The sequence below is a fragment of the Cytobacillus sp. Hm23 genome (genome assembly GCF_051842895.1).
Taxonomy (GTDB): Bacteria; Bacillota; Bacilli; order Bacillales; family SM2101; genus Nanhaiella.
The window spans coordinates 76,236-99,911 of sequence record NZ_JBPXRQ010000007.1; the positions used below are offsets into that span (position 1 = coordinate 76,236).

The 23,676-nt window shown below is 36.5% G+C and carries 19 protein-coding genes; all 19 read right to left on the reverse strand.

Features of this window, described 5'->3' with window-relative positions:
- Positions 1 to 68 precede the first annotated feature (68 nt).
- The 19 genes from dapG to ACSVDA_RS05855 all read right to left on the reverse strand — a co-directional run bounded on the left by dapG (position 69) and on the right by ACSVDA_RS05855 (position 23,659).
- Entirely contained in the window at positions 69 to 1,322 is a 1,254-nt protein-coding gene (gene dapG, locus ACSVDA_RS05765) for an aspartate kinase (protein WP_485881594.1), read from the reverse strand.
- Between the two features lie 58 nt (positions 1,323 to 1,380).
- The gene (gene asd / locus ACSVDA_RS05770) at positions 1,381 to 2,427 is read right to left on the reverse strand and encodes an aspartate-semialdehyde dehydrogenase (protein ID WP_485881595.1); all 1,047 of its coding nucleotides are present in this window, start codon (positions 2,425 to 2,427) and stop codon (positions 1,381 to 1,383) included.
- A gap of 180 nt (positions 2,428 to 2,607) precedes the next feature.
- Complete coding sequence (locus ACSVDA_RS05775; RefSeq protein ID WP_485881597.1) at positions 2,608 to 3,210, reverse strand: dipicolinate synthase subunit B; 603 nt, start codon at positions 3,208 to 3,210, stop codon at positions 2,608 to 2,610.
- The gene (gene dpaA, locus ACSVDA_RS05780; protein WP_485881598.1) at positions 3,210 to 4,109 is read right to left on the reverse strand and encodes a dipicolinic acid synthetase subunit A; all 900 of its coding nucleotides are present in this window, start codon (positions 4,107 to 4,109) and stop codon (positions 3,210 to 3,212) included. Before dpaA ends, ACSVDA_RS05775 begins: the two co-directional genes overlap by 1 nt.
- Before the next feature lie 568 nt (positions 4,110 to 4,677).
- The gene (locus ACSVDA_RS05785; RefSeq protein ID WP_214482731.1) at positions 4,678 to 4,929 is read right to left on the reverse strand and encodes a YlmC/YmxH family sporulation protein; all 252 of its coding nucleotides are present in this window, start codon (positions 4,927 to 4,929) and stop codon (positions 4,678 to 4,680) included.
- A gap of 103 nt (positions 4,930 to 5,032) precedes the next feature.
- Positions 5,033 to 6,268, reverse strand: a complete 1,236-nt coding sequence (locus ACSVDA_RS05790) for a M16 family metallopeptidase (protein WP_485881600.1) — start codon at positions 6,266 to 6,268, stop codon at positions 5,033 to 5,035.
- 86 nt (positions 6,269 to 6,354) lie between these two features.
- Positions 6,355 to 7,314 carry a polysaccharide deacetylase family protein gene (locus ACSVDA_RS05795; RefSeq protein ID WP_485881602.1) on the reverse strand — a complete coding sequence of 320 codons (960 nt, stop codon included), beginning with the start codon at positions 7,312 to 7,314 and terminating at the stop codon, positions 6,355 to 6,357.
- A gap of 512 nt (positions 7,315 to 7,826) precedes the next feature.
- Complete coding sequence (gene pnp / locus ACSVDA_RS05800; RefSeq protein ID WP_485881604.1) at positions 7,827 to 9,941, reverse strand: polyribonucleotide nucleotidyltransferase; 2,115 nt, start codon at positions 9,939 to 9,941, stop codon at positions 7,827 to 7,829.
- 115 nt (positions 9,942 to 10,056) lie between these two features.
- Positions 10,057 to 10,326: a 30S ribosomal protein S15 gene (gene rpsO / locus ACSVDA_RS05805; RefSeq protein ID WP_214482727.1), complete on the reverse strand. Its 270-nt coding sequence runs from the start codon at positions 10,324 to 10,326 to the stop codon at positions 10,057 to 10,059.
- A 105-nt stretch (positions 10,327 to 10,431) separates the two neighbouring features.
- Positions 10,432 to 11,400: a bifunctional riboflavin kinase/FAD synthetase gene (gene ribF / locus ACSVDA_RS05810; protein WP_485881606.1), complete on the reverse strand. Its 969-nt coding sequence runs from the start codon at positions 11,398 to 11,400 to the stop codon at positions 10,432 to 10,434.
- 241 nt (positions 11,401 to 11,641) lie between these two features.
- On the reverse strand, positions 11,642 to 12,562 hold the full coding sequence (truB, locus tag ACSVDA_RS05815; RefSeq protein WP_485881607.1) for a tRNA pseudouridine(55) synthase TruB: 921 nt from the start codon (positions 12,560 to 12,562) through the stop codon (positions 11,642 to 11,644).
- A 463-nt stretch (positions 12,563 to 13,025) separates the two neighbouring features.
- Positions 13,026 to 13,394, reverse strand: coding sequence for a 30S ribosome-binding factor RbfA (gene rbfA / locus ACSVDA_RS05820; RefSeq protein ID WP_485881609.1), 369 nt, complete (start codon positions 13,392 to 13,394; stop codon positions 13,026 to 13,028).
- Positions 13,395 to 13,410: 16 nt separating this feature from the next.
- Positions 13,411 to 13,689 (reverse strand): DUF503 domain-containing protein, encoded by a 279-nt coding sequence (locus ACSVDA_RS05825; RefSeq protein ID WP_214482723.1) that lies wholly within the window; start codon positions 13,687 to 13,689, stop codon positions 13,411 to 13,413.
- Positions 13,689 to 15,854: a translation initiation factor IF-2 gene (gene infB, locus ACSVDA_RS05830; protein ID WP_485881611.1), complete on the reverse strand. Its 2,166-nt coding sequence runs from the start codon at positions 15,852 to 15,854 to the stop codon at positions 13,689 to 13,691. The genes ACSVDA_RS05825 and infB overlap by 1 nt, the downstream gene beginning before the upstream one ends.
- A 14-nt stretch (positions 15,855 to 15,868) precedes the next feature.
- On the reverse strand, positions 15,869 to 16,168 hold the full coding sequence (locus tag ACSVDA_RS05835; protein WP_214482721.1) for a YlxQ family RNA-binding protein: 300 nt from the start codon (positions 16,166 to 16,168) through the stop codon (positions 15,869 to 15,871).
- A complete protein-coding gene (gene rnpM / locus ACSVDA_RS05840; protein ID WP_284730455.1) occupies positions 16,161 to 16,424 on the reverse strand; it encodes an RNase P modulator RnpM in 264 nt (87 codons plus the stop codon). The genes ACSVDA_RS05835 and rnpM overlap by 8 nt, the downstream gene beginning before the upstream one ends.
- 49 nt (positions 16,425 to 16,473) lie before the next feature.
- Positions 16,474 to 17,580: a transcription termination factor NusA gene (gene nusA, locus ACSVDA_RS05845; protein ID WP_485881614.1), complete on the reverse strand. Its 1,107-nt coding sequence runs from the start codon at positions 17,578 to 17,580 to the stop codon at positions 16,474 to 16,476.
- A 68-nt stretch (positions 17,581 to 17,648) separates the two neighbouring features.
- Positions 17,649 to 18,122: a ribosome maturation factor RimP gene (rimP, locus tag ACSVDA_RS05850; protein WP_485881616.1), complete on the reverse strand. Its 474-nt coding sequence runs from the start codon at positions 18,120 to 18,122 to the stop codon at positions 17,649 to 17,651.
- Between the two features lie 1,223 nt (positions 18,123 to 19,345).
- The gene (locus ACSVDA_RS05855; protein ID WP_485881617.1) at positions 19,346 to 23,659 is read right to left on the reverse strand and encodes a PolC-type DNA polymerase III; all 4,314 of its coding nucleotides are present in this window, start codon (positions 23,657 to 23,659) and stop codon (positions 19,346 to 19,348) included.
- Positions 23,660 to 23,676: the final 17 nt, after the last annotated feature.

The window sequence follows — 23,676 nt, forward strand, 5'->3', positions numbered from 1 at the left end:
GAACAAACTTATGCAATAATCCAAGTAGTCTGTTCTTCCCCTTTTGTTGTCCTCAATTATGAACACTATCATGATGTTTTATGATTATTACTTCCGACTTCGTGATTTTCTCCTGAAAGTTGAAAGGCATCGTGCAATGCATTGACAGCTTTCACCATATCATCCTGCTTAACTAACACCCAAATGGTCGTATGGCTATCAGCCGATTGTAAAATTTGAATTCCTAGTTCTGATAACGCTGTTACGATTTTCGCTGTTACACCAGGAACCCCATTTATTGCAGCACCGACAGTAGACACCTTTGCACAATGTCTTGTGATGATTGGATCATAACCTTTGCGTTTTAAGATTTCAATTGCATGATCTGTTAATTCATCAGGAATTGTGTACACTACTCCATTTGGTGTAATGTTAAAAAAGTCAACACTGATTTTTTCATTAGCCATTGCTTGAAACACTTCTGTTTGAAGATTAAACTCATTTTCTTTAGCAAACACTTTGATTTGTGTAACATTTGAAACATAAGCAATGCCTGTAATAAGTCGTTCTTTCACATCGCAACCTTTATTATTTTTATCCAATGTGGTAACAAGTGTCCCTGGTGAATTGGAATAAGTTGAACGAATTCTAATCGGAACTTTAGCTTGCATAGCAATTTCAACAGCACGAGGGTGTATAACCTTTGCTCCTTGATAAGCCATATTACATATCTCATTGTATGTTACGATGTCTAATGGTTTTGCTGAGGAAACGACGCGTGGGTCAGCCGTCATGACACCCTCTACATCTGTGAAAATATCAATCCATTCTGCTTGAAGTGCAGCGCCGAGAGCTGCTGCAGAAGTATCACTTCCACCACGACCAATTGTAGTTACATCTCCATACTTCGTAGCTCCTTGAAATCCAGCTACTACGATAACATCATAATCAGCTAGTAACGAAATGACACGATCACATTTCATATCTGTAATCTTCGCATTCGTGAAGTCATCATTCGTGCGAAAACCTGCTTGTGCACCAGACATTGCAGTTGCTTGAATTCCAAAAGAATTTAACATATTTGAAAAAACCACACTGGAAATTATTTCACCACAAGATAGCAACATATCATGTTCGCGTTTACTTACCTTACTTTTATCTGAACCTAACAAATCAATTAAAGTATCTGTTGCATAAGGGGCGCCTTTTCTACCCATAGCAGAAACAACCACAACAACTTTATAGCCTTCTGATATTGCATGTTCAATATGCTCCCTAGCTAGGTTTCGACCCTTTTCGTCTTTTACAGAAGTTCCTCCAAATTTTTGAACGATGATTTTCATTATTACACCTCTTGTAGTTTTCCAACTTCATACAAGATTTAACTCAGCTTATATGAATTTACACTAAATTTAATTTAATTAGACTTTCTGCAATTTGCACAGAATTCCAAGCTGCACCTTTGAGTAAATTATCAGATACTACCCACATGTGAAACCCATGATCACGGTCTAAATCTTTACGTATTCTACCTACAAAAACATCGTTTTTACCTACACAATGGGCAGGCATTGGATAAACCTGTTCTGCTGTATTGTCTTGAACGACTACACCAGGTGCATCCGATAGTACATTAATTACATCTTGCGCTGCAACATTCTGATCCTTAATCTCAAAATATACTGATTCAGAATGCCCTGTTTCTATAGGAAGACGAACGCATGTCGCTGCAACTTCTAAATCTGGTCTATGCATAATCTTTTTTGTTTCATTGATCATTTTCATCTCTTCAAACGTAAAACCATTATCTTGGAATTTATCAATTTGCGGTACCGCATTAAATGCTATTTGATAGTGCTTATCGTCCCCACTTACCGGTAGTACAGCCGGAGTAAATTCTTCATTATCGATAATTGCTTTTGTTTGATCTTTTAATTCTTTAATTGCAGCTGCACCTGCACCAGATACTGCCTGATATGTTGAAACTAATACTTTTGTTAGTCCAAATGCTTTTTGAATAGGTTCTAATGCAACGACCATTTGAATGGTCGAACAATTCGGATTAGCAATTATGCCTTGATGATTATTAAGATCTTTTTCATTTACTTCAGGAACAATGAGAGGTACATTTTCATCCATTCTGAACGCGCTTGTATTATCAACAACAATCGCACCATGCTTCACCGCTTCTGGTGCAAATCGTTTTGAAATACTACCACCTGCACTAAAAAGAGCTATATCTACACCTTGAAAACTCTCTGGTGTTGCAACTTGCACTTCTACTTCATTTCCATTAAACAACACTTTTTTTCCTGCTGAACGCTCTGAAGAAAGCAAGGTTAGCTTTGCAACTGGGAATTTTCGCTCTTCTAAAGTTTTGATCATTTGTTGTCCAACTGCTCCTGTTGCTCCTAAAACTGCTACATGATATCCTTTAACGTGCTCCATTTTATTGCCCCTTTCGAAAGTAACCAACTACGGTATCATTCATCATTAATGAGGAATAGTTCATCTGTTCCCCTATTTTATAATAAACAATATTTTATCATATTCACGCATTAAAGAAGAGCAGTTTTTAAATAAAATCCCTCATAATTTTGCGCTTCTATTATATTTTATCAAGTTTATTCAAAGTTGGCTATCTTGAAAGCGCTCAATTATTACTGGTTGTAATTGTTGACCTTCCAATGCTGATATTACGGTATCCTGTAGCTTATCCATATTAGCAACCATAGAGTTTGGTTTCTTTACTGGTGCGTCTTGACCAAAAGGTATAAAGTATATATTTTTTGTAGCCATTAACCTCATTAAATTGACACCATTCAAGCCAAGCGCATCATTTGTTGAAATACCAACAACCACCGGTCTTTGGTTTCTTAATGTTGCCTTTGCAGCCATTAATACTGGGGAATCAGTCATTGCGTTAGCAAATTTGCTTAGTGAATTTCCTGTTAATGGAGCAATTACCATACAATCTAAAGGAATTTTTGGTCCAAGAGGTTCTGCTTTTACAATTGTATTAATTACTTCTTGACCTGTTAGCTCTTCAATTTTTCGTACCCAATCTTCACCTTCTCCAAACCGTGTATCGGTTGTTTGAACAGTGTGAGAAACAACAGGCAATACCTCTGCACCTGACTTAATTAGTTGCTTAATTTGTGGTACTACCGCATCATAAGTACAATGCGAACCTGTTAATCCGAAACCTATTCTTTTCCCAACTAACGACATCATTCGTCCACCTTTCTTTGTTGTAAGTCTTCAATTAACAATTGAGACAGTACATTGGCAACAATTTGACCTGCTGTTTTTGGTGCAACGATACCTGGTAAGCCAGGTGCTAAAAATGCTTTAATACCACGTTTTTCTGCGTAACGAAAATCAGTTCCACCTGGTTTTGTCGCCAGATCAACAATTAATGTATGGGCTGGCATTCTAGAAATCACGCCTGCTGTCACAATAGGGTGAGGAATTGTATTAATACACACATCAATATCACTGACTTCTTTATTTAATAAAGATAAATGAAAAGGCTCTATCCCCATTTCATAAATTCTAGCTAAATGTTCTGATCGCCTTGCACCAACCTTCACCATAGCTCCTAATGAATGAAAAGAACGAGCAACACTCATGCCAATCCTACCAAACCCTAATACGGCTACTTTAGAATTATGAATGGTAAAATCTGTATTTTGAATGACCATCATGATCGTACCTTCAACAGTAGGTATTGAGTTATATATCGCCACATCATCTCTTTCCATTATTTGCACGAGTTTTCTATTAGATGTTGTCGTAAGTTGATCCAAATATTCGTTACTTATACCCGTATAAATTGCACAATGCTCTGGTGTTTGTAATAACATTTCTTTTGTTAGTACTACTTTTTCATTTGAAAATATTGTTTCTATTTTTCCTTCATTATTCGTTCCAGCTATAGGTAATACGATGGCACTTATATCTGCATATTTAAGTTCGTCAATTTGCTCTTTAGTTGCCCCAGTAAAACCATGGTCTAATTGATCAAACCCTATTAATGATATCTTTGCATCTAACTCAGTTAACTTCCGTATGACCTCAAGTTGACGTGCATCTCCACCTATAACAGCGATGTTCATGCCTGTTAGCATTAAATTCACCTTCTTTTGATGTTAAATTACGCGCAAAATGTGTAGGATAAATGCCTATATATTCCCGTTCCTTTCACATTTTATGTTATGGGATTTCATTAGGTGAATGATTACAAAAAAAAAGACTAACCAAATCCAGTTAATCTTTTATTATTGCCTCTATAGTGATATTACGTTATTATCACAAGGCTCTTTTTGGAACCTTTAAAACGATTGAAGACGTAAATCGAAAATATATGTGACCGTATCGGTTTTAGAAGAAAAATTGCCATGAAACTTTAGTTGTATACATACTTATTTTTTCGAACAAAAAACAACAAACGTTTCGAACACAGCCTTTCTAAAATGTAGCTGATGATCTTTTTTAACGAAGAGAGAAGTTGCAGCAAATTATTGTTTCAGTACTAAATCAACCTTCTATGTAAAATAACATAATGCTTTAAAGACAAACCGATTGATAGCTTGGGTAAAAGATTGTTAGACACACAATTTCACAAATAGAGATACTCAATCAGGTGGAGTATCATTTCCACCTGATCCAAACCTCTAAGATCTAATTTTTAACAGTTCACTCGTTTGTTTCAGTTTCTGGTATGTCTATAATCACCATATCAGATCCAATTTTTTTAATATGCTTCCAAGGAACACGCACTTCAGTGCCTTGCTTTCGAAATCCAAACCATTTTAATGTTGGAATAATTAATGCATTTATCTGTCCAGTTTGCTCATTGATCTCCAAGTCAGTTTGGCCTAGTACTCCTAATCTTTCAGCTCTTTTGACATCAACAATTTCCTTGCCACTTAATTCACTTAGTCTCATTTTTTATCCTCCTCTCTACTACATTGTAGGGGATAACCATAAAAAAAATGCCTACAAGTTTCTATAGGCATAAAATCGTTTGGACGATCATGTTGAAGATGGCTTATTTGCCTACCGGCAATATACCGTCAGGACTAATGAGAGCTGTTGAGAACTGTTCAGTAAAAAGTTCTCTTGCTAAACGATTGACACTCTCCTCACTAACTGAATCAATATCTAATAGTACTTCATCTAATGATCGATGACGTTTTAACAACAATTCGTTTTTACCATTTCTACTCATTCGACTATTTGTACTTTCAAGACTTAATGTTAAATTTCCTTTCATTTGTTCCTTATTATTTTTTAACTCTTTTGTACTAATGCCATCATTTTTTAAGTCTAATAACGTTTCTTGGACGGTTTCAAATAATGTTTCAAGTTGATGTTTTCCAGTTCCGCCATATATCGTCACCATACCATTATCTTGATAAGAGGAATGATAAGAAAATATGGAATATGCTAATCCTCTTTTTTCTCTAACCTCTTGGAACAAACGGCTACTCATACTTCCACCTAAGATATTATTTAACACGATAAGGCTATAAATATCCTTATGTCCTACAGGTAACCCATTAAATCCCATACATAGATGAGCCTGTTCTGTTTCTTTTTTGCGTACTAATTTATCAGTATGGAAAGATGGCGCCGTTAATTCATCAACCGATACTTCCGATTCAAATGACCCAAATTGTTGCTCAACATCTTTAATAAAGCTCTCATTAATGTTACCAGCAACTGAAATCACGACATTTTCAGGTGTATATGTATTCTTCATATAATCTCGTAAAGCTTCTCCAGTAAATGTTTCAAGTGTCTCTTCTGTACCCAAAATTGGATAGCCTAATGAATGCTGACCAAAGGTAGCTTTACTTAATAAATCATGTACAATGTCGTCAGGAGTGTCTTCATACATTTTAATTTCTTCAAGCACAACATTCTTTTCCTTCTGTAGCTCTTCCTCATCAAAAACAGAATTAAAAAACATGTCCGACAGTATATCCAAAGCGTATGTTGCATGCTCATCAAGTACTTTTGCATAGTAACAAGTATATTCTTTAGACGTGAAGGCATTTACTTGTCCACCGATACTATCAAATGATTCTGCAATCTCTTTAGCGGAACGATTAGTTGTCCCTTTAAAGAACATATGCTCTAAAAAATGTGAAATTCCATTATTCTGTTCATTTTCATTACGTGATCCAGTTTTAATCCAAATACCAATTGCAACTGAACGAACGGAAGGTATATTTTCTAACACAATTCTTGCACCATTTTGGCATGTATACTTCTTAATCAACTTCGTTCCTCCTTAGTTACTGCATTATTAACTAGATTCTCACCTATTAAATTGTAAAAATAAGGTGTCGTTAAGCGAACGTACCTTCATCGTAAGATTCGTTCTTCACTTAGTAATGTAGTAACATCAACTATTTGTAATTTTTTTTGCTTAATTGAAAGTATTAATGTTTCAAGTGCTTGGGTCGTTGAAGAAGTTGGATGCATTAAGATCATTGCACCTTTATGTACTTTAGTTATTACGCGGTCTACTATTACATGAGGCTCTGGGCGTTGCCAATCAATTGTATCAACACTCCACATAATCGTCCCCATATTTAGCTCTGATGCAATTTCTACAACTTCATCTCGAATGCTTCCACTAGGTGGTGCAAACAAAGTTGAGGATTTATTTGTCGTTGCCTGAATGATGTCGTTTGTCTTAACTAATTGATCGCGGATTTCATCCGAACCCATCAATCTTAAATTTGGATGTGAGTACGAATGATTTCCAACCTCAAAACCAGCGTCCACTATCATTTTTGCAAGGTCAGGGTTCTCTTTTACCCAACGACCTTCTAGAAAAAAAGTAGCTTTTACTTTATGTTTATTTAATATTTCTAACATTGATGGGATGTACTCTGTTCCCCAAGCAACATTGATTAGGAAAGCAACCATCGGTTTATCTGGATGCCCTCTATATATTGGCGAAGGAGGTAAATCCGATAAGTGGATGTTTGGCTTAACTTGTTGAAATACAAGTTTCTTCTCATCAAAATTACCCTCTTTTTTCATATTCTCATAAGAAGCCTCTATATCAACTTGTAAACCATTATACCCAGGTGTTGCTTTCCACACTTTATGAACCTCAGCATTTTGTGCAGGAATCTTATATTGAGGAGCTTTCTCCTTTATTTCTATGTAAAGTGAATCCATTTGCTTTGCTACAGTCATCGTACTATTTTTTAACCCTTTCACGTAGCTAGATGTGAATGGATTTTGGACTGCACCAATAGTAATAATTAATATTGTTATAAAAGCAAGAATCTGCACTGATAACTTTCTCATTAGTTTTCCCCCTTTATACTAAAAAATATGTATAATGAGGACAAGGTAGAACAACTAACAGTGAAGATGCTAATCAAAATGCAGATGATGTGTTGTTAACAAGCTTAACTCTTCTTTCTTCTATAGAATTCTTTAAACATACATGATAATAAAAATTGTTTGTCATTGTAACAAATAATTACGACTACAATTAGATTTTCATGCCATTTTCTCTTCTAAAACATTAACATTTACATATCACTTCGTTTTGTTTTGCATGTATGTAAAAAAAGTTGCTAAAAGAAAGCCTTAAGAAAAACTCGGCTTCATTGCCGAGCTGTCTAAGCTATATATAATGGAAAAAATCCTAAAATTTTGCTGCGTACCCACAGCATGTTGCTTTTCGTACTAGATATACACGTAAATTCTAGCGTTTGTGACATCTTGACTACTTTTCATAATTTGAAGGCTCGAATAAACCCTTACCTTGCTGTCCATTTTTTAAAAAGTACAGCAAAGTTTTCGAAAAGAGTTTAAGATTTTTGTTCTTGTTCCTTTTGCTCTCGTAAAACTGCTTTTCTTGATAAGTTGACTCTTCCTTGCTTATCAATTTCTATTACTTTCACTAAAATTTCATCGCCAATTTTGACAACATCCTCTACTTTGCCAACACGTTCTTCAGCAAGTGCTGATATATGAACAAGTCCATCTTTTCCACTAAATAACTCAACAAAAGCACCAAATTTTTCAATTCTTTTCACTTTACCTAGATAAAGTTGGCCGACTTCAACTTCACGAACGATATCTTCAATAATTTTCTTCGCCTTTTGGTTCATTTCTTCATCCATATGAGAAATAAAGACAGTTCCATCTTGCTCGATATCGATTTTTACGCCAGTCTCTTCAATAATTTTATTAATTTGCTTACCACTTGGGCCAATCACATCTCGTATTTTATCCGGATTAATCGACATAGTGAATATTTTTGGTGCATACTCAGACAGAATTTGGCGTGGCTCGCTAATTGTTGCAAGCATACTATTTAATATTTCTATCCGACCTTTTTTAGCCTGTAGTAATGCTTCTTCTAAAATTTCACGTGATAGACCTTCAATCTTAATATCCATTTGTAAAGCTGTTACGCCTTTTCCAGTACCAGCTACTTTGAAGTCCATGTCACCTAGATGATCTTCCATACCTTGAATATCTGTTAATACTGTATAATGCTCATCCGTTTTTACTAGTCCCATTGCGATACCTGCTACAGGTGCTTTAATTGGTACACCAGCATCCATCATAGCTAATGTACTTGCACATATACTAGCTTGTGACGTTGAACCGTTAGACTCTAACACTTCAGACACGAGTCTAATTGTATAAGGAAACTCTTTCTCAGATGGCATGACTTGTTCAAGTGCACGTTCACCTAAGGCACCATGACCAATTTCACGACGTCCTGGTCCACGCATTGGGCCCGTTTCCCCAACACTAAAAGAAGGGAAGTTATAATGATGCATAAATCTTTTCGACTCTTCAATGCCAAGTCCATCTAAAATTTGTACATCCCCTAAAGCTCCTAATGTACAAATACTCAATGCTTGGGTTTGTCCACGTGTAAATAAACCTGATCCATGAGTTCTTGGTAAAATTCCAATAGTTGATGAAAGAGGTCGTATTTCATCACCTTTACGTCCATCAGGTCTAACCTTCTCTACTGTAATGAGGCGACGAACTTCTTTTTTTACTAATTTAGCTAAAATTTCATTTACTTGCTTTAAAGTGTCTTCACTTGCATCTTGCTCTTCATACTTTTCTATTACAGATGCTTTAACTTGATTGATTGCTTGCTCTCTAGCTTTTTTTTCAAAGACTTGCACTGCTTTATTAATATCTTCCTCTGCAAGTGCTCTGATTTCATTCTCAAGAACTTCATCAACTTCATAAAGTGTTACTTCCATTTTGTCTTTACCAATTTCCTGAACAATTTGTTGTTGGAATGAAATAAGCCTTTTAATCTCTTCATGTCCAAACATAATTGCTTCAAGCATCGTTTCTTCTGGAACTTCTTCTGCACCAGCTTCAACCATGTTTACGGCATCTTTTGTACCAGCGACTACTAAATGAATATCGCTTTCCTCCATTTGTGAAACCGATGGATTAATGATAAACTCACCATCAATTCTACCAACAACAACACCAGCGATAGGGCCGCTAAACGGAATATCAGATACTGATAACGCCAACGAAGACCCGAACATAGCTGCTTGCTCAGATGAACAATCTTGATCCACACTCATGACCATACTTACCACTTGGACTTCATTTCTAAATCCATCAGGGAATAATGGGCGAATTGGTCTATCGATTAGTCGACTAGCTAATATCGCCTTTTCACTTGGTCTCCCTTCTCTTTTAATAAAGCCTCCTGGAATTTTCCCAACAGCATATAATCGCTCTTCATAATTGACTGTTAGAGGAAAGAAGTCAACTTTTTTAGGTTCTTTCGAAGCAGTAGCAGTACTAAGAACAACTGTATCTCCATAACGTACCAACACTGCACCATTAGCTTGTTTCGCTAATTGACCTACTTCTACGGTTAGCTTCCTACCGGCCCATTCCGTAGAAAAGATTTGCTTATCTTGTCCCATAATCATGCCCCTCTCTATTGTTTATATCGTTACTTTAGTATGAACTTTATTTTACAAGTTTTATGTATATTTTTTGCTAACAAAAAAGCGGGAATCCTCTCCCGCTTTCTGTTGATTATCGACGTAAGCCAAGTTTATTAATTAGTTCGCGGTAACGTGTAACATCTTTATTACGTAAGTAATTTAATAGGTTACGGCGTTTACCTACCATTTTTAATAGACCTCTACGTGAATGATGATCTTTTTTGTGAACACGTAAATGATCGTTCAAATTATTAATTTCCTCAGTTAGGACAGCAATTTGAACTTCTGGAGAACCAGTATCACTTTCATGAGTCTTGTATTGACCAATTAGTTCATTTTTACGTTCTTGTGTGATAGCCATCCATTTCACCTCCTCAAAATAATCCCCAGTTACCGAGCAAACGTTGGTGAATCGTATTGCCAAGCAACGGTTCTTTTCATAATACGTATAATAGGTTACACCTTTTTATGACAAAAAGCAAGTCTGTTCCTTATTTTTTTCAAAGTACTTGATTGCTTCTTGTTTATCCACTTCAATTTGCTGTACTAAGTCTTCAATGCTTGAAAATTTTTGCTCGTTACGAATTCTGTCATGCCATTCTATTACGACTTGTTCACCGTATATCATTTCATCGAAATGAAAGATATGAACTTCTACAGAAGGCTTCAGGTCTTCTTTCTTATTAAATGTTGGTTTAAAACCTACATTACATACACCCTGATACCACGTTGATTTTACTTTGATTCGAACAGCATAAACTCCTACAGCTGGATATATATGATTCTCTTCTAGTTTGACATTAGCAGTTGGAAAGCCAATCGTTCTTCCTCTTTTATCCCCATCAATTACCATACCAGTTACATGATAATTGCGGCCTAAAAAGCTAGGAAGTGATTTTATATCACCGTTCTTTATCATCCTACGTATAGATGTAGAACTGATCTTCTCATTACCTTCTGTCAATTTATCAACTGTCGTTTGATCGAATTGATTTCTTGAATGAAACGGCAACGTTTCCATCGTACCCTTACCTAATTTACCATAAGTGAAATCAAAGCCAGCAACTACGTGCTTAGCATGCAAATTAATAATATAATCGTCAACGAATTGCTGAGGTAATAAATTTGCAAACTCGCTAGTAAATTTCACAACATACAGCATGTCTACACCCAATTTTGCAATATATTGCTCTTTAGCTGCTTGTGTAGTAATATACTCAACACGTTTTTCTTTACTTGCCAAGACAACTGAAGGATGAGGAAAAAAAGTCATCACTGCACTTTTCATACCGAGTCGATTAGCAATTTCTTTCCCAGTTTTTATCACTTTTTGATGACCTAAGTGCACTCCGTCAAAAAAGCCTAATGCCAAAACTGTTTCTGGGATTGATTCCTTTTTCATTTGATGAGGATGAGATATATTTATAACTTTCATTATTGCTCACCTTTTCTTATTCTTACTCGTTTGTTACCTTTTTGTAGAAAGCTCTTTTCAAAAGCTTTGTTGCTATCATTCCTAAATTGATAAAGATGTCGTTTTACGCAACAGTTATCGCTTTAATGAAGAAAAGATCCCACGAAATTTAAATATATTGTGGTTTATTTCTAGGTACTCTTAACAACTAGCTGTACGAAGGCAACCTTGTAGAAATAGGAAATATGATCGCACATTAAAGCTATACCGTAACTAAAACTTTTTTTGGCTTCATCAAATGCATTTTTTCTGGATGTTTTATATATAATGCTAAACAATGATTAAAACGATCCACCATACAAAAAGGCACATTAACATCTATATATGATAGTTCTTCTGCCATAGGCAAAACTGCACCATTTTTCACTTTCTCTGCTACTTTATCATTTATTTGTAATTTCGGCAAATGAGTAAGTGCGCTTTCTACCGATAATAATTTCTTCTCTACTTCACCATCATTGACCAACTGCTCAATTTCATCAAAAGATAAGCATTGTTGTAGTGAAAAGTTGCCCGACTCTGTTCGAATAAGGTTGGACATATGAGCCGGAAAACCTAACAGTTCACCAATCATGACTGCTACTGTACGGACGTATGTACCTTTGCTACATGAAATTCTAAATCGAAAAGAAACTGTATCATTAGTAAATAGCTCTCGGTCATCTAATAAAGACAGCTCGTGGATTGTTATCATCCTTGTAGGCCGCTCTACCTCAATTCCTTGACGAGCATACTCATATAACCTTTTGCCATTTACTTTTACTGCTGAGTACATTGGTGGAGTCTGTTCGATTTGCCCAGTTAACTGATCAAACACTTGCAAAACTTCTTGACGACTTATTTCTCGATCTACCTTTTTTTCTGCTACAATCTCCCCAGAAGCGTCTTCAGTAGTTGTAGAAAAGCCGAGAGTAACTTCGCCTTCATACACTTTATTTTCGGCTGTGAGAAACTCAACAACTTTAGTTGCTTGACCAACACATAGTGGCAAAACACCGGTTACATCCGGGTCCAAAGTGCCAGTATGGCCTATTTTTTTTGTTTTTAACATCTTTCTTAATTTAAATACACAATCATGGGATGTTAATCCCTTTGGTTTATTTAGTAATAGTATTCCATTCAAACTTATCACCTCTTAACTTAGACATGCGTTAACTTAACAATCACCTTTTGTAAGTGCTGTTACACTTTTACTTTCATGTGAAAAAATATGACTGGGATCATACGTTTTACTACCGCAGGGGTATTTTCCACAACAAGCAATGGAAGCATTTGATTTGATGACGCTGCTAGCCATAAATGATAATGGTGAAGTGACCTCGAGGAGATGCGTGTTGAAGAAAGTGCCCAAGACCTTTCCTAGTTACAACCAAAAAAGAAAATTACACGGTAACGATCTTATTATTACTACTTTCGTATACTTGGTAGCTTGATTTTATTTTTTTGCTATTGATTAGAGAAGAAAAGATGTCACGAACAATAATTATTTTCGTGTTTAGCTCTTACAATTAATGCGAAACTAGTCTAAATAAACAGTCATTGCCGAAACAGTCTCTTTAAAAAAAGGATAGACTGTTCGCCTATCCTCATTCATTATCTTGCTGTTCGTTTTTTTCGTCTTTGTTAATATCATGCAATATAGATTCTATTCGATACCCATAGTCAATTGACTCGTCAAATTCGAATAAAAGTTCTGGTGTTTTGCGTAATCTAATCCGCGAACCGATTTCTGAACGAATGAAGCCCTTCGCTTTCTCTAACCCCAACAACGTATTCTGTTTCTCTTCGTCATTACCAAGAACAGATATATATACTTTTGCTTGTTGTAAATCGCCTGTTACTCGTACATCTGTGACAGTTACGAATCCAATACGTGGGTCCTTCATTTTTTGACCGATAATTTGGCCTAGCTCTTTTTTCATTTGTTCAGCTATTCTAGTTGATCTATGACTCATGATAATCACCTCTTTTTCAAAACCACTCATACGTTGTAATCGTTCTTTCGATTTCAGGAAATGAATCAAGCAATTTTAAAGCATGTTGAAGTTCAATTTCACTCGTTTTTTTGTTGTTCGATACAGTTACAATGGCGATCTTTGTCCGTTGCCAAACGTCATGAAAATCAATTTCAGAAACTGACACATTAAATTGTTGCTTTTGTCGAGTTAAGATACGTTGTAATACTGATCGCTTTTCTTTGAGTGAAGATGCATCATAAATGATGCATTCACATTCAACATAACCAATCATTATTTACTTACTTCTTCCATCACATATGCTTCGATGATGTCGCCATCCTTAATATCATTGAACTTTTCAATCGTAATACCACATTCGTAACCTTGTGATACTTCTTTCACATCATCTTTAAATCGTTTAAGAGTGTCAATTTCACCTTCAAAAATGACAATGCCATCTCTAATAAGGCGAATTCCACTATCTCTTGTCACCTTACCGTCTGTTACATAACAACCAGCAATTGTTCCTACTCTTGAAACTTTAAATGTTTGACGAACTTCGACCTGACCAACCACTTTTTCTTCAAATTCAGGGTCAAGTAATCCTTTCATCGCAGCTTCAATTTCTTCAATTACTTTATAAATAATTCTGTGTAAGCGGATATCTACATCTTCCGCTTCAGCAGTTCTTTTCGCATTAACATCAGGTCTAACGTTAAAGCCAATAACAATTGCACTTGAAGCCGATGCAAGAATAATGTCCGACTCAGATATAGCCCCAACACCTGTATGGATGATTTTAATTTTCACGCCTTCAACATCTATCTTTTGTAATGCTGCCGCTAATGCTTCTACAGAGCCTTGAACGTCTGCTTTGACAATTATATTAAGGTCTTTCATTTCCCCTTGTTTAATTTGTTCGAACAAGTCGTCCAACGTAACTTTAGTTTTTTCACTTCTCCGCTCAAGCATTTGTTTCTGTAAACGCGCTTCTCCTACTTGTCGCGCAGTTTTTTCATCTTTAAATACCATGAACTGATCTCCAGCCTGTGGAACTTCATTTAAACCTGTAAGTTCAATTGGGGTTGAAGGCTGTGCTAGTTTTACTCGGCGACCGAGATCATTGACCATTGCTCTCACACGTCCGTACGTATTACCAACAACAATAGGATCTCCTACATTTAACGTTCCGTTCTGAACGAGCAAAGTGGCAACGGACCCTCTGCCTTTATCTAATTGGGCCTCTATCACTGTTCCAACTGCTTTTCTTGAAGGGTTTGCTTTTAGTTCTTCGACTTCAGAAACTAACTGAATCATTTCTAACAAATTGTCTATCCCTTCACCAGTAATCGCAGACAACTGAACAAAAATAGTGTCTCCGCCCCAATCTTCAGCGACTAAGCCGTGTTCTGTAAGCTCTTGCATGACACGTTCAGGGTTTGCTGATGGCTTATCCATTTTATTTACGGCAACAATGATTGGTACCTCTGCAGCTTTTGCATGGTTAATTGCTTCAACTGTTTGTGGCATAACACCATCATCGGCTGCAACAACTAAGATCGTAATATCTGTAATTTTGGCTCCACGTGCACGCATTGTTGTAAAAGCAGCATGTCCTGGAGTATCTAGGAATGTGATTTTCTTATCATTTGCAACAATTTGATACGCACCGATATGCTGTGTAATCCCACCAGCTTCTTTTTGTGTAACTTTAGAATTTCGTATTGAATCTAACAAAGTTGTTTTACCATGGTCAACATGTCCCATAATTGTTACAACTGGCGGACGCTCGCTCAAGTCAGCTTCTGAATCTTCCATTTCATATTTTTCAAACTCTGTCACATCAAATACGATTTCTTCTTCAACCTCAACCCCATATTCATTAGCAACTAACTCAATAGCATCCTTGTCAAGGTCTTGATTGATTGTTGCCATTACTCCTAAAAGCAATAGCTTTTTAATGATTTCAGAAGGCTCTTTGTTTAATTTATTAGCAAGTTCGCCAACAGTTAAAGACCCTGTAAAAGTAATTTTTGATGGTAGTTCCTTTACAACTTTTTTTGCTGGCTGATGAGCCTGTTGTTGATGTTTATTTTTATTGTTGTTATTTTTTTTATTGTTTTTGTTCTTTTTATTTTTATTTGTTACTTTCTGACCCTGATGTTGGACTTGCAAATTTTGTTTTTTCCCTTCTCGTTGATTATTAGCCTTGTTTACAGGTGCTGAATTATTAGTGTTTACTTTTTGCTGCTCCTGTTTTGGCTTTTGTTCATTTATTTTCGATGCTTCGTTTTGCTTTGAGCTATTATAGCTATTGTCTAGCTTATCAATCATATTTTGATCGATCATAGCCATATGGTTAGACACTACAATATTTAAAGACTTAAGTTTATTAATTACCTCTTTACTGGATATGTTTTGTTTTTTTGCATATTCATAAACTCTCATTTTTCCCATATGGTCACCCCCAATTAGATTTCGAGCAATGAAATCAACTTTCGAGCAAATCCTTCATCAGTGACAGCGATGACGACACGCGCCTCTTTACCAATCGCTTGCCCAAGTGTGTATCTGTCATCAACAATGCGCAATGGTACACCATAATAATTACATTTGTCACTTATCTTTTTCGTAGTATTAGGAGAGGCATCATCAGACAATAAAATTACTTTTGCTCGATTATTACGAATTTCTTTCAGAACAAGTTCTTCTCCTGAAACAATTTTTCGCGCTCGATTCGCTAACCCTAACAAAGACATCCATTTATTCATGTGATGACTGTTTCTCCTTCTCGACAAGCTCTATTAACTGTTCATAAATAGCGTCTTCAATTTGTGCATTCAAATGTCTTGATAATTGATTATTTTTTCTTGCAAGAAGAATAATGTCCTTATCTTTCGTTAAGTAGGCACCACGACCAGCTTTTTTACCAGTTTGGTCGACAGATACTTCACCTTCTTTGGATCGGACAATACGTATTAATTCTTTTTTTGGCCTCATTTCACCGCTAGCCACGCACTTTCTCATTGGTATTTTCTTTTGTTTCATTTTTGCACCTACCTCACTCGATTTTTCCTTATAAATCGAATGTCTCGTCATCAGGAAGCTTATCAAACAGTGGTGCATCATCAACTGGATATATTCCAAGCTGTTCAGCTTCTGATTGACTCTTAATATCTATTTTCCATCCTGTCAGCTTTGCTGCTAAACGAGCATTTTGACCCCGTTTTCCGATTGCTAAAGATAGTTGATAATCAGGAACGATCACTGTCGTTGCCTTTTCTTCTTCGTTAACGATAACTTCCAATACCTTTGAAGGACTTAATGCATTTGCTACAAATTCAATGGTATCTTCCGACCAACGGACGATATCAATTTTTTCACCCTTTAATTCATCTACAATCGCCTGTACACGTTGCCCTTTAGGGCCTACACATGCTCCAACAGGATCAACCTCAGGACTATCACAATGTACTGATATTTTTGAACGGTCGCCAGCTTCCCTTGAAACTGATTTAATTTCAACGGTCCCATCGTAAATTTCTGGTACTTCAAGCTCAAAAAGACGTTTTAACAGACCTGGATGTGTTCTAGAAACAAAAATTTGTGGACCTTTTGTTGTCTTTTCAACTTTTGTAACATATACTTTGATTCGGTCATGAGGCTGAAATCTTTCATTTGGCATCTGTTCATTGACCGGTAACAACGCTTCAATTTTTCCTAATCCGACATAAATAAACTTAGGATCAAGGCGCTGTACAATACCAGTCATGATGTCATCTTCTCGATCAATGAATTCAGTATAAATGACACCGCGTTCCGCTTCGCGGACACGTTGAGTTACGACTTGTTTTGCTGTTTGAGCTGCAATTCTTCCGAAATCTTTTGGCGTCACTTCTAATTCTACTACGTCACCGATTTGATAGTTCTGATTGATTTGTCTAGACTCTTCAACTGAAATTTCAAGTCTAGGATCGAACACTTCCTCAACGACATCTTTGCGCGCAAATACTTTCATAGATCCAACAGCTAAATTTAGGTCTACACGCACGTTTTGAGCCTGGTTAAAATTCCTTTTGTACGCGGATATTAGAGCAGCTTCAATCGCATCAATGATTATATCCTTACTAACTCCCTTTTCCTTTTCCAGCTGTGTCAAGGCATCTAAAAGTTCACTACCCATTTACTAATAATCCCCCTCACAATGAAAACTTCCTACAACTTAAGTATCCTTTTTCATTAAATTCTATTTTAGTCGAATGCTATTGCAAGTCTAGCACTGGCAACTTTATCATAAGGTATTTCAAGAACTTTCGTTCTCGTTTTTACCTTCACTGATATTGTAACAACTGTACCGTTAAAACCAGTCAACTCGCCTTCAAACTCTTTTGCTCCATCTACTGGTTCATAGGTTTTAATATATACATTTTTACCTATTGAATTAACGAAATCCTTTTCTTTTTTCAGTGGTCTTTCGGCACCTGGAGATGATACTTCTAGAAAATAATTATGTTGAATCGGATCAATTTCATCTAATTGTTCTCCAAGTTTTTCACTAACGATACCGCATTCTTCTATATCAATTCCGTTCTCTGAATCAATAAAAACTCTAAGGAACCAGTTTTGTCCTTCTTTCACATATTCAATATCCACTAATTCTAGCTGCATTTCTGATAAAATAGGTATCACTAATTCTTCAACAATTTGTGTTACCTTCTTACTCATTTTCTTCCTCCTAACTTGAGAACCAAAGCCTTAACTAAAAATAAAGAAAAAACTCATGTAGCTTGATCAGTCCATACAAGCACTTTAATTACATTATCAAAAGGTACTTTTCATTTCATTAAGATACGTAACGCTTGAGATAGGCACCACTTGTGCTACACATATAGATGACAAGCATATGTCAAGATAAGCCAGCTAGATGATTGATCTTTCATCTTTACTATGGCATGACTTATGACCAAAGCTGATGATCATTTACCTAAGTACAAGTCGACAGCTATTAGGCTGTTTACTCAATGTTTGTTGATTTGCTCAAAAAATTAGCTCCTAACATCTTATCTTCGTTTGAAAACGATGACAGTAGATAATACCTCTTACAGCTGTTTTATTTTTTTAAGCCAGTTGCAACAAAGTATACGAAAATAGCCTAAACTTAACGTGACAATACAAAAAATTCCCATTTACTACAAACGAAAGAGTGGGTTTCCCCACTCTTTCTTTGCCGTTTATGATAGTATCTCCATAAAAACTATATCATAATCACCATATTAATGCAAATACTTTAGAAAAGCGGAAGGCAATCGCTTATCGGCGACAAGCGCTGGAAGCCCAACACATGAAGGTGCTTTTTACCTTCGGGTGTTGGGGTGAAGCGACTCGAGCCGATGGTGCCTGCAGCTGGACAGTAGAAAAGCGGAAGTGCCTTGATCATTCCCGACAAGCGCTGGAGGTATATCACTTGAAGGCGCTTTTTGCCTTCGATTGATATGGCGAAGCGACCTCGAGGGGATAGGCACTGCAGCTGGACAGTAGAAAAGCGGAAGTGCCTTGATCATCCCCGACAAGCGCTGGAGGCATATCACTTAAAGGCTCTTTTTTTCCTTCGATTGATATGGCGAAGCGACCTCGAGGGGATAGGCACTGCAGCTAGACAGTAGAAAAGCGGAAGGCACTCGCTTATCGGCGACAAGCGCTGGAAGCCCAACACATGAAGGTGCTTTTTACCTTCGGGTGTTGGGGTGAAGCGACTCTCAATCCTATTTAATACCACACACCCTATGAACAACGGAAGGTTGTCTTAATCCTCATTCGCCTAAACTCTCTGGAGTAGCGACATGCACTTGATGAAATGAGGACTATAGCATGAAAAATTGATAAACTTAAGTCCTCTCTCGCCTTTTCGCATTTGGTAATAGAACAACATACTTTACGAAAAGAGCCTTTTAAAATAGTGATAATTGATTTTTATCAGGTAAGGATTCTAAACAGCCATGGTTGTCTAAGTACTCAAGAATTGTTTTAGAAATCTTTCCACGTTTTTGTAAATCCTCTTTTGAGAGGAATTCACCTTCTTCTCGTGACTTCACAATATTAATAGCAGCGTTAGTTCCTAAACCAGGTATAGAATTAAATGGTGGAATGAGCGTATTTCCGTCGATGATAAATTCATTTGCACTTGATTTGTATAAGTCTACCTTCTTGAAGGAAAAACCACGTTCACACATTTCCATAGATATTTCTAATACAGTGAGTAAATTTTTCTCCTTTGTACTAGCTTCTAAACCTTTATCATTTATCTCTTCAATTTTGGCTCGAATTGCATTCGACCCTCTCACCATTGCTTCTATATCAAAATCTTCCGCGCGTACAGTAAAATATGCTGCGTAGTATAGTAGAGGATGGTGAACTTTAAAGTAAGCTATTCTAACACCCATTAATACGTACGCAGTTGCATGGGCTTTTGGGAACATGTATTTTATCTTAAGACAGGAATCGATATACCAATCAGGCACGTCATTCTTTTTCATTTCTTGCATGAATTCATCTGTTAACCCTTTCCCTTTACGAACAGACTCCATTATTTTAAATGCAAGTGAAGGTTCTAGTCCCTTATATATTAAGTAGACCATAATATCATCTCGACAACCGATCACTTCACTCAATGTACAAATCTTATTATGGATTAACTCTTGTGCATTACCAAGCCATACATCTGTCCCATGTGAAAGACCAGATATTTGCACGAGCTCAGAAAAGGTTGTTGGCTTAGTATCTTCTAGCATTTGCCTAACAAATCTTGTTCCAAACTCAGGAATACCTAGTGTTCCTGTTTTACACATTATCTGTTCCTCAGTGACACCTAATGTCTCTGTTCCACTAAATATTTTCATTACCTCTGGATCATCTGTAGGTATCGTCTTAGGGTCAATACCACTTAAATCTTGTAGCATCCGAATGACTGTTGGATCATCATGACCGAGTATATCTAACTTTAATAGATTGTCATGGATTGAGTGGAAATCAAAATGAGTCGTTTTCCACTCAGAGCTTGAATCATCAGCAGGATATTGAATTGGTGAAAAGTCATAAATATCCATATAATCTGGTACAACAATGATACCACCTGGATGTTGTCCAGTAGTACGCTTCACCCCTGTGCACCCAGATACTAATCGATCAATCTCCGCTCCCCTTAGATGCAAATTGTGATCATTCGTATATCCTCTTACGAAGCCATATGCAGTTTTTTCTGCAACAGTACCGATTGTTCCAGCGCGATATACATTATCTTCTCCAAATAAAACTTTCGTATAATCATGAGCAATTGGCTGGTATTCACCCGAGAAATTCAAATCTATATCAGGTACTTTATCTCCTTTGAATCCTAAAAACGTTTCAAAAGGAATATCGTGCCCATCTTTATTGTAGTTAGCGCCACACTGAGGGCAATCTTTGTCAGGTAAATCATAACCTGAACCAACTGATCCATCATTAAAAAATTCCGAGTGTTTACATTCAGGACAAACATAATGAGGAGGTAAAGGGTTTACCTCAGTTATTTCAGTCATCGTTGCTACAAAGGAAGATCCAACTGATCCACGAGAGCCGACAAGATAGCCATCATCTAATGACTTTTTCACTAATTTATGAGAGATTAAATAAATAACTGCAAAACCATGACCAATGATGCTTTTTAATTCTTTCTCCAGTCGTTTTTCCACAATTTCTGGTAACTCATTGCCATAAATATCACGGGCTTGATTATAACTCATTGCTCGGACTTCTTCATCAGCCCCATCAATCTTTGGTGTGTACAAATCATCTCTAATAGGTTTAATTTCATCAGTTTGATCAGCAATGTTTACCGTGTTTGTAACAACAATCTCCTTAGCCCGTTCTTTACCTAGGAATGCCATTGCTTCTAGCATATCATCAGTAGTTCTAAAATGTGCATCAGGTAGTTTGTGTCGATTTAACGGGTTAGCACCACCTTGAGAACCGATTAGAATTCTGCGATAAATCTTATCTTCTGGATCCAGGTGGTGGACATTACCTGTAGCAACAGTAGGAATGGCTAATTTCTCACTTAAATCAACGATTTTTGTAATAATATCTTTTATTGCATCTTCATTTCTAACGAGTTCAAGATCAATTAAATGCTTATATAAATCAGGTGGAAAAACTTCTAAGTAATCATAAAACTGTGCTATGCTCTCAACCTCATCTGGAGATTTTTGCATCATTCCTTCAAAAACTTCTCCTCGATCGCAAGCAGAACCGACGATGATTCCTTCACGGTATTTTTGCAATAGTGACCTAGGAACGCGCGGTACACGGAAAAAATATTGCAGATGGGAAAGTGATACGATCTTAAAAAGATTTTTAAGTCCAACATCATTTTGTGCTATTATAGTCGCATGAAATGGACGCGATCGTTTATATGAATCATTCCTAGCCATCTTATGATTAAGCTCATTATGATTTTCTATATCTTTATCATGAGCATCTTTTAACAATTTAGCTAAAAGGTATCCAGTGGCTTCAGCATCGTAAATAGCACGGTGATGTTGCGTAAGTTCTATGTCAAACTTTTTACATAACGTATTCAACCGATGGTTTTTTAGTTCTGGATATAATGCACGTGCTAATTCTAGAGTGTCTATGACCGGGTTTTTGGCTTTATCATAGTCAACTTTTTTATATCCTACATTTAAAAAACCCATATCAAAGCTTGCGTTGTGAGCAACTAAAATATCATCTTCAACCCAATCATGAAATTGCTTTATGACAACATCAATGTCAGGTGCGTCTTTAACCATATCATCAGTAATCCCTGTCAGTTCAATCGTAGTTGCTGATAATGGATGGTGTGGATTGGCAAATGCTTCAAACCGATCAATGATTTCCCCATCCTTCATCTTAACGGCTGCCAGCTCTATAATTGTATCGTAAACAGCAGACAAGCCCGTTGTTTCTACATCAAATACAACATAAGTGTCATCTGATAGTAGTCTATTCTGTTCATTGTATGCTATAGGAACCCCGTCATCTACCAAGTTCACTTCTAAGCCATATAGTATTTTCACTCCATGCTTTTTACCTGCAGAGAAAGCCTCTGGGAAAGACTGTGCGACTGCATGATCAGTAACTGCTATTGCCTTATGACCCCATTTTTTTGCTTGCTCAACTAATTTAGTAACAGAGGTTACGGCATCCATTTGACTCATCGGTGTATGCAGATGTAGTTCCACACGTTTCTCATCAGCAGGTTCGTTATCAAGTCGTTCTTGACCCTTGATTTCATTAATATCATTCGCAATCATGACTAAATCACGGACAAAAGTGTCGTTTTGAACGCTACCTCTAACTCGAACCCACATGCCTTTTTGGACCGCTTGTAAAAGAGAAACATCCTCTTTATCTCGAGAAAACATTTTCACTAAAATAGAGCTCGTATAATCGGTTACTTTAAATGTTAACAATGTTCGACCACTGCGGAGCTCTTTCGTTTCAGCATGAAAAATATATCCCTGAATGGCTATTCTCCGCTCTTCGTCTTCTATTTGTTCAATCCTGCGAATATCCTCATCGTCTTTAATCGTATAACCGATTGTTAGCGGTCCTTTTCTTTCTACATTATCAGTATTTTGATCCTCTTTCTTTTGCATTTCTGCAATGGCTGTCATAACTTTTTGTTGATCTTCTTGTTGCTTTTGTTCAACAAATTTTTCATATTCTTTTTCCGAGTAGTTCACTTCTGTTTCTAACTGTAGGTATGGAAACCCAAATTGTTGATACACTTCCCCAATATCTTTAGCAAATTTTCTCTTTAAAGCAACAGCTTCGGTATCATTTCGAACTTTGACAATTGCATTAATTCCATTCAAGTGAGGAGTTTGCTCATGTAGTAGGTTCAGCAAGGGCGATTGAATACCTTCAAATTCAAGTAAACAAACCGTCCAATAGGCCTGAAAGTCCTCTTCTGTGAACTGCTTGTCCCGAGCTAATATTGAAAAAGTTACATTTGCTAAGTGAGCAAAGGATTTTTGCAAGGCTAGGCTAAAGGTGTTATAGATGTCTATCGGTAGGATAGATGCTACTTGAAATAGAAAATGCCAAGACTTCTTTTCTTTATCGATAATAAGCTTTATTATTCCTGCTTGATTAAAATACTTAACAAATACATCGTCTGTACAATTAATCTGTTGGAGCAGGAGTTGAAACCGTTCTTTTTGCTCTTGTGATAATTGTTCCATTCTATCCCCCCTCCTAT

Bases quoted from the DNA above. Each gene is read 5' to 3' on its own strand.
- rpsO (WP_214482727.1), bottom strand. From the start codon at position 10,326: ATGGCTATCACACAAGAACGTAAAAATGAACTAATTGGTCAATACAAG.
- ribF (WP_485881606.1), bottom strand. From the start codon at position 11,400: ATGAAAGTTATAAATATATCTCATCCTCATCAAATGAAAAAGGAATCA.
- pnp (WP_485881604.1), bottom strand. From the start codon at position 9,941: ATGGGACAAGATAAGCAAATCTTTTCTACGGAATGGGCCGGTAGGAAG.
- ACSVDA_RS05855 (WP_485881617.1), bottom strand. From the start codon at position 23,659: ATGGAACAATTATCACAAGAGCAAAAAGAACGGTTTCAACTCCTGCTC.
- dpaA (WP_485881598.1), bottom strand. From the start codon at position 4,109: ATGCTAACAGGCATGAACATCGCTGTTATAGGTGGAGATGCACGTCAA.
- ACSVDA_RS05825 (WP_214482723.1), bottom strand. From the start codon at position 13,689: ATGATTGGTTATGTTGAATGTGAATGCATCATTTATGATGCATCTTCA.
- ACSVDA_RS05775 (WP_485881597.1), bottom strand. From the start codon at position 3,210: ATGTCGTTAGTTGGGAAAAGAATAGGTTTCGGATTAACAGGTTCGCAT.
- rimP (WP_485881616.1), bottom strand. From the start codon at position 18,122: ATGAGTAAGAAGGTAACACAAATTGTTGAAGAATTAGTGATACCTATT.
- asd (WP_485881595.1), bottom strand. From the start codon at position 2,427: ATGGAGCACGTTAAAGGATATCATGTAGCAGTTTTAGGAGCAACAGGA.
- rnpM (WP_284730455.1), bottom strand. From the start codon at position 16,424: ATGAGAAAGTGCGTGGCTAGCGGTGAAATGAGGCCAAAAAAAGAATTA.
- rbfA (WP_485881609.1), bottom strand. From the start codon at position 13,394: ATGAGTCATAGATCAACTAGAATAGCTGAACAAATGAAAAAAGAGCTA.
- ACSVDA_RS05785 (WP_214482731.1), bottom strand. From the start codon at position 4,929: ATGAGACTAAGTGAATTAAGTGGCAAGGAAATTGTTGATGTCAAAAGA.
- infB (WP_485881611.1), bottom strand. From the start codon at position 15,854: ATGGGAAAAATGAGAGTTTATGAATATGCAAAAAAACAAAACATATCC.
- ACSVDA_RS05835 (WP_214482721.1), bottom strand. From the start codon at position 16,168: ATGAATAAATGGATGTCTTTGTTAGGGTTAGCGAATCGAGCGCGAAAA.
- dapG (WP_485881594.1), bottom strand. From the start codon at position 1,322: ATGAAAATCATCGTTCAAAAATTTGGAGGAACTTCTGTAAAAGACGAA.
- ACSVDA_RS05795 (WP_485881602.1), bottom strand. From the start codon at position 7,314: ATGAGAAAGTTATCAGTGCAGATTCTTGCTTTTATAACAATATTAATT.
- nusA (WP_485881614.1), bottom strand. From the start codon at position 17,580: ATGGGTAGTGAACTTTTAGATGCCTTGACACAGCTGGAAAAGGAAAAG.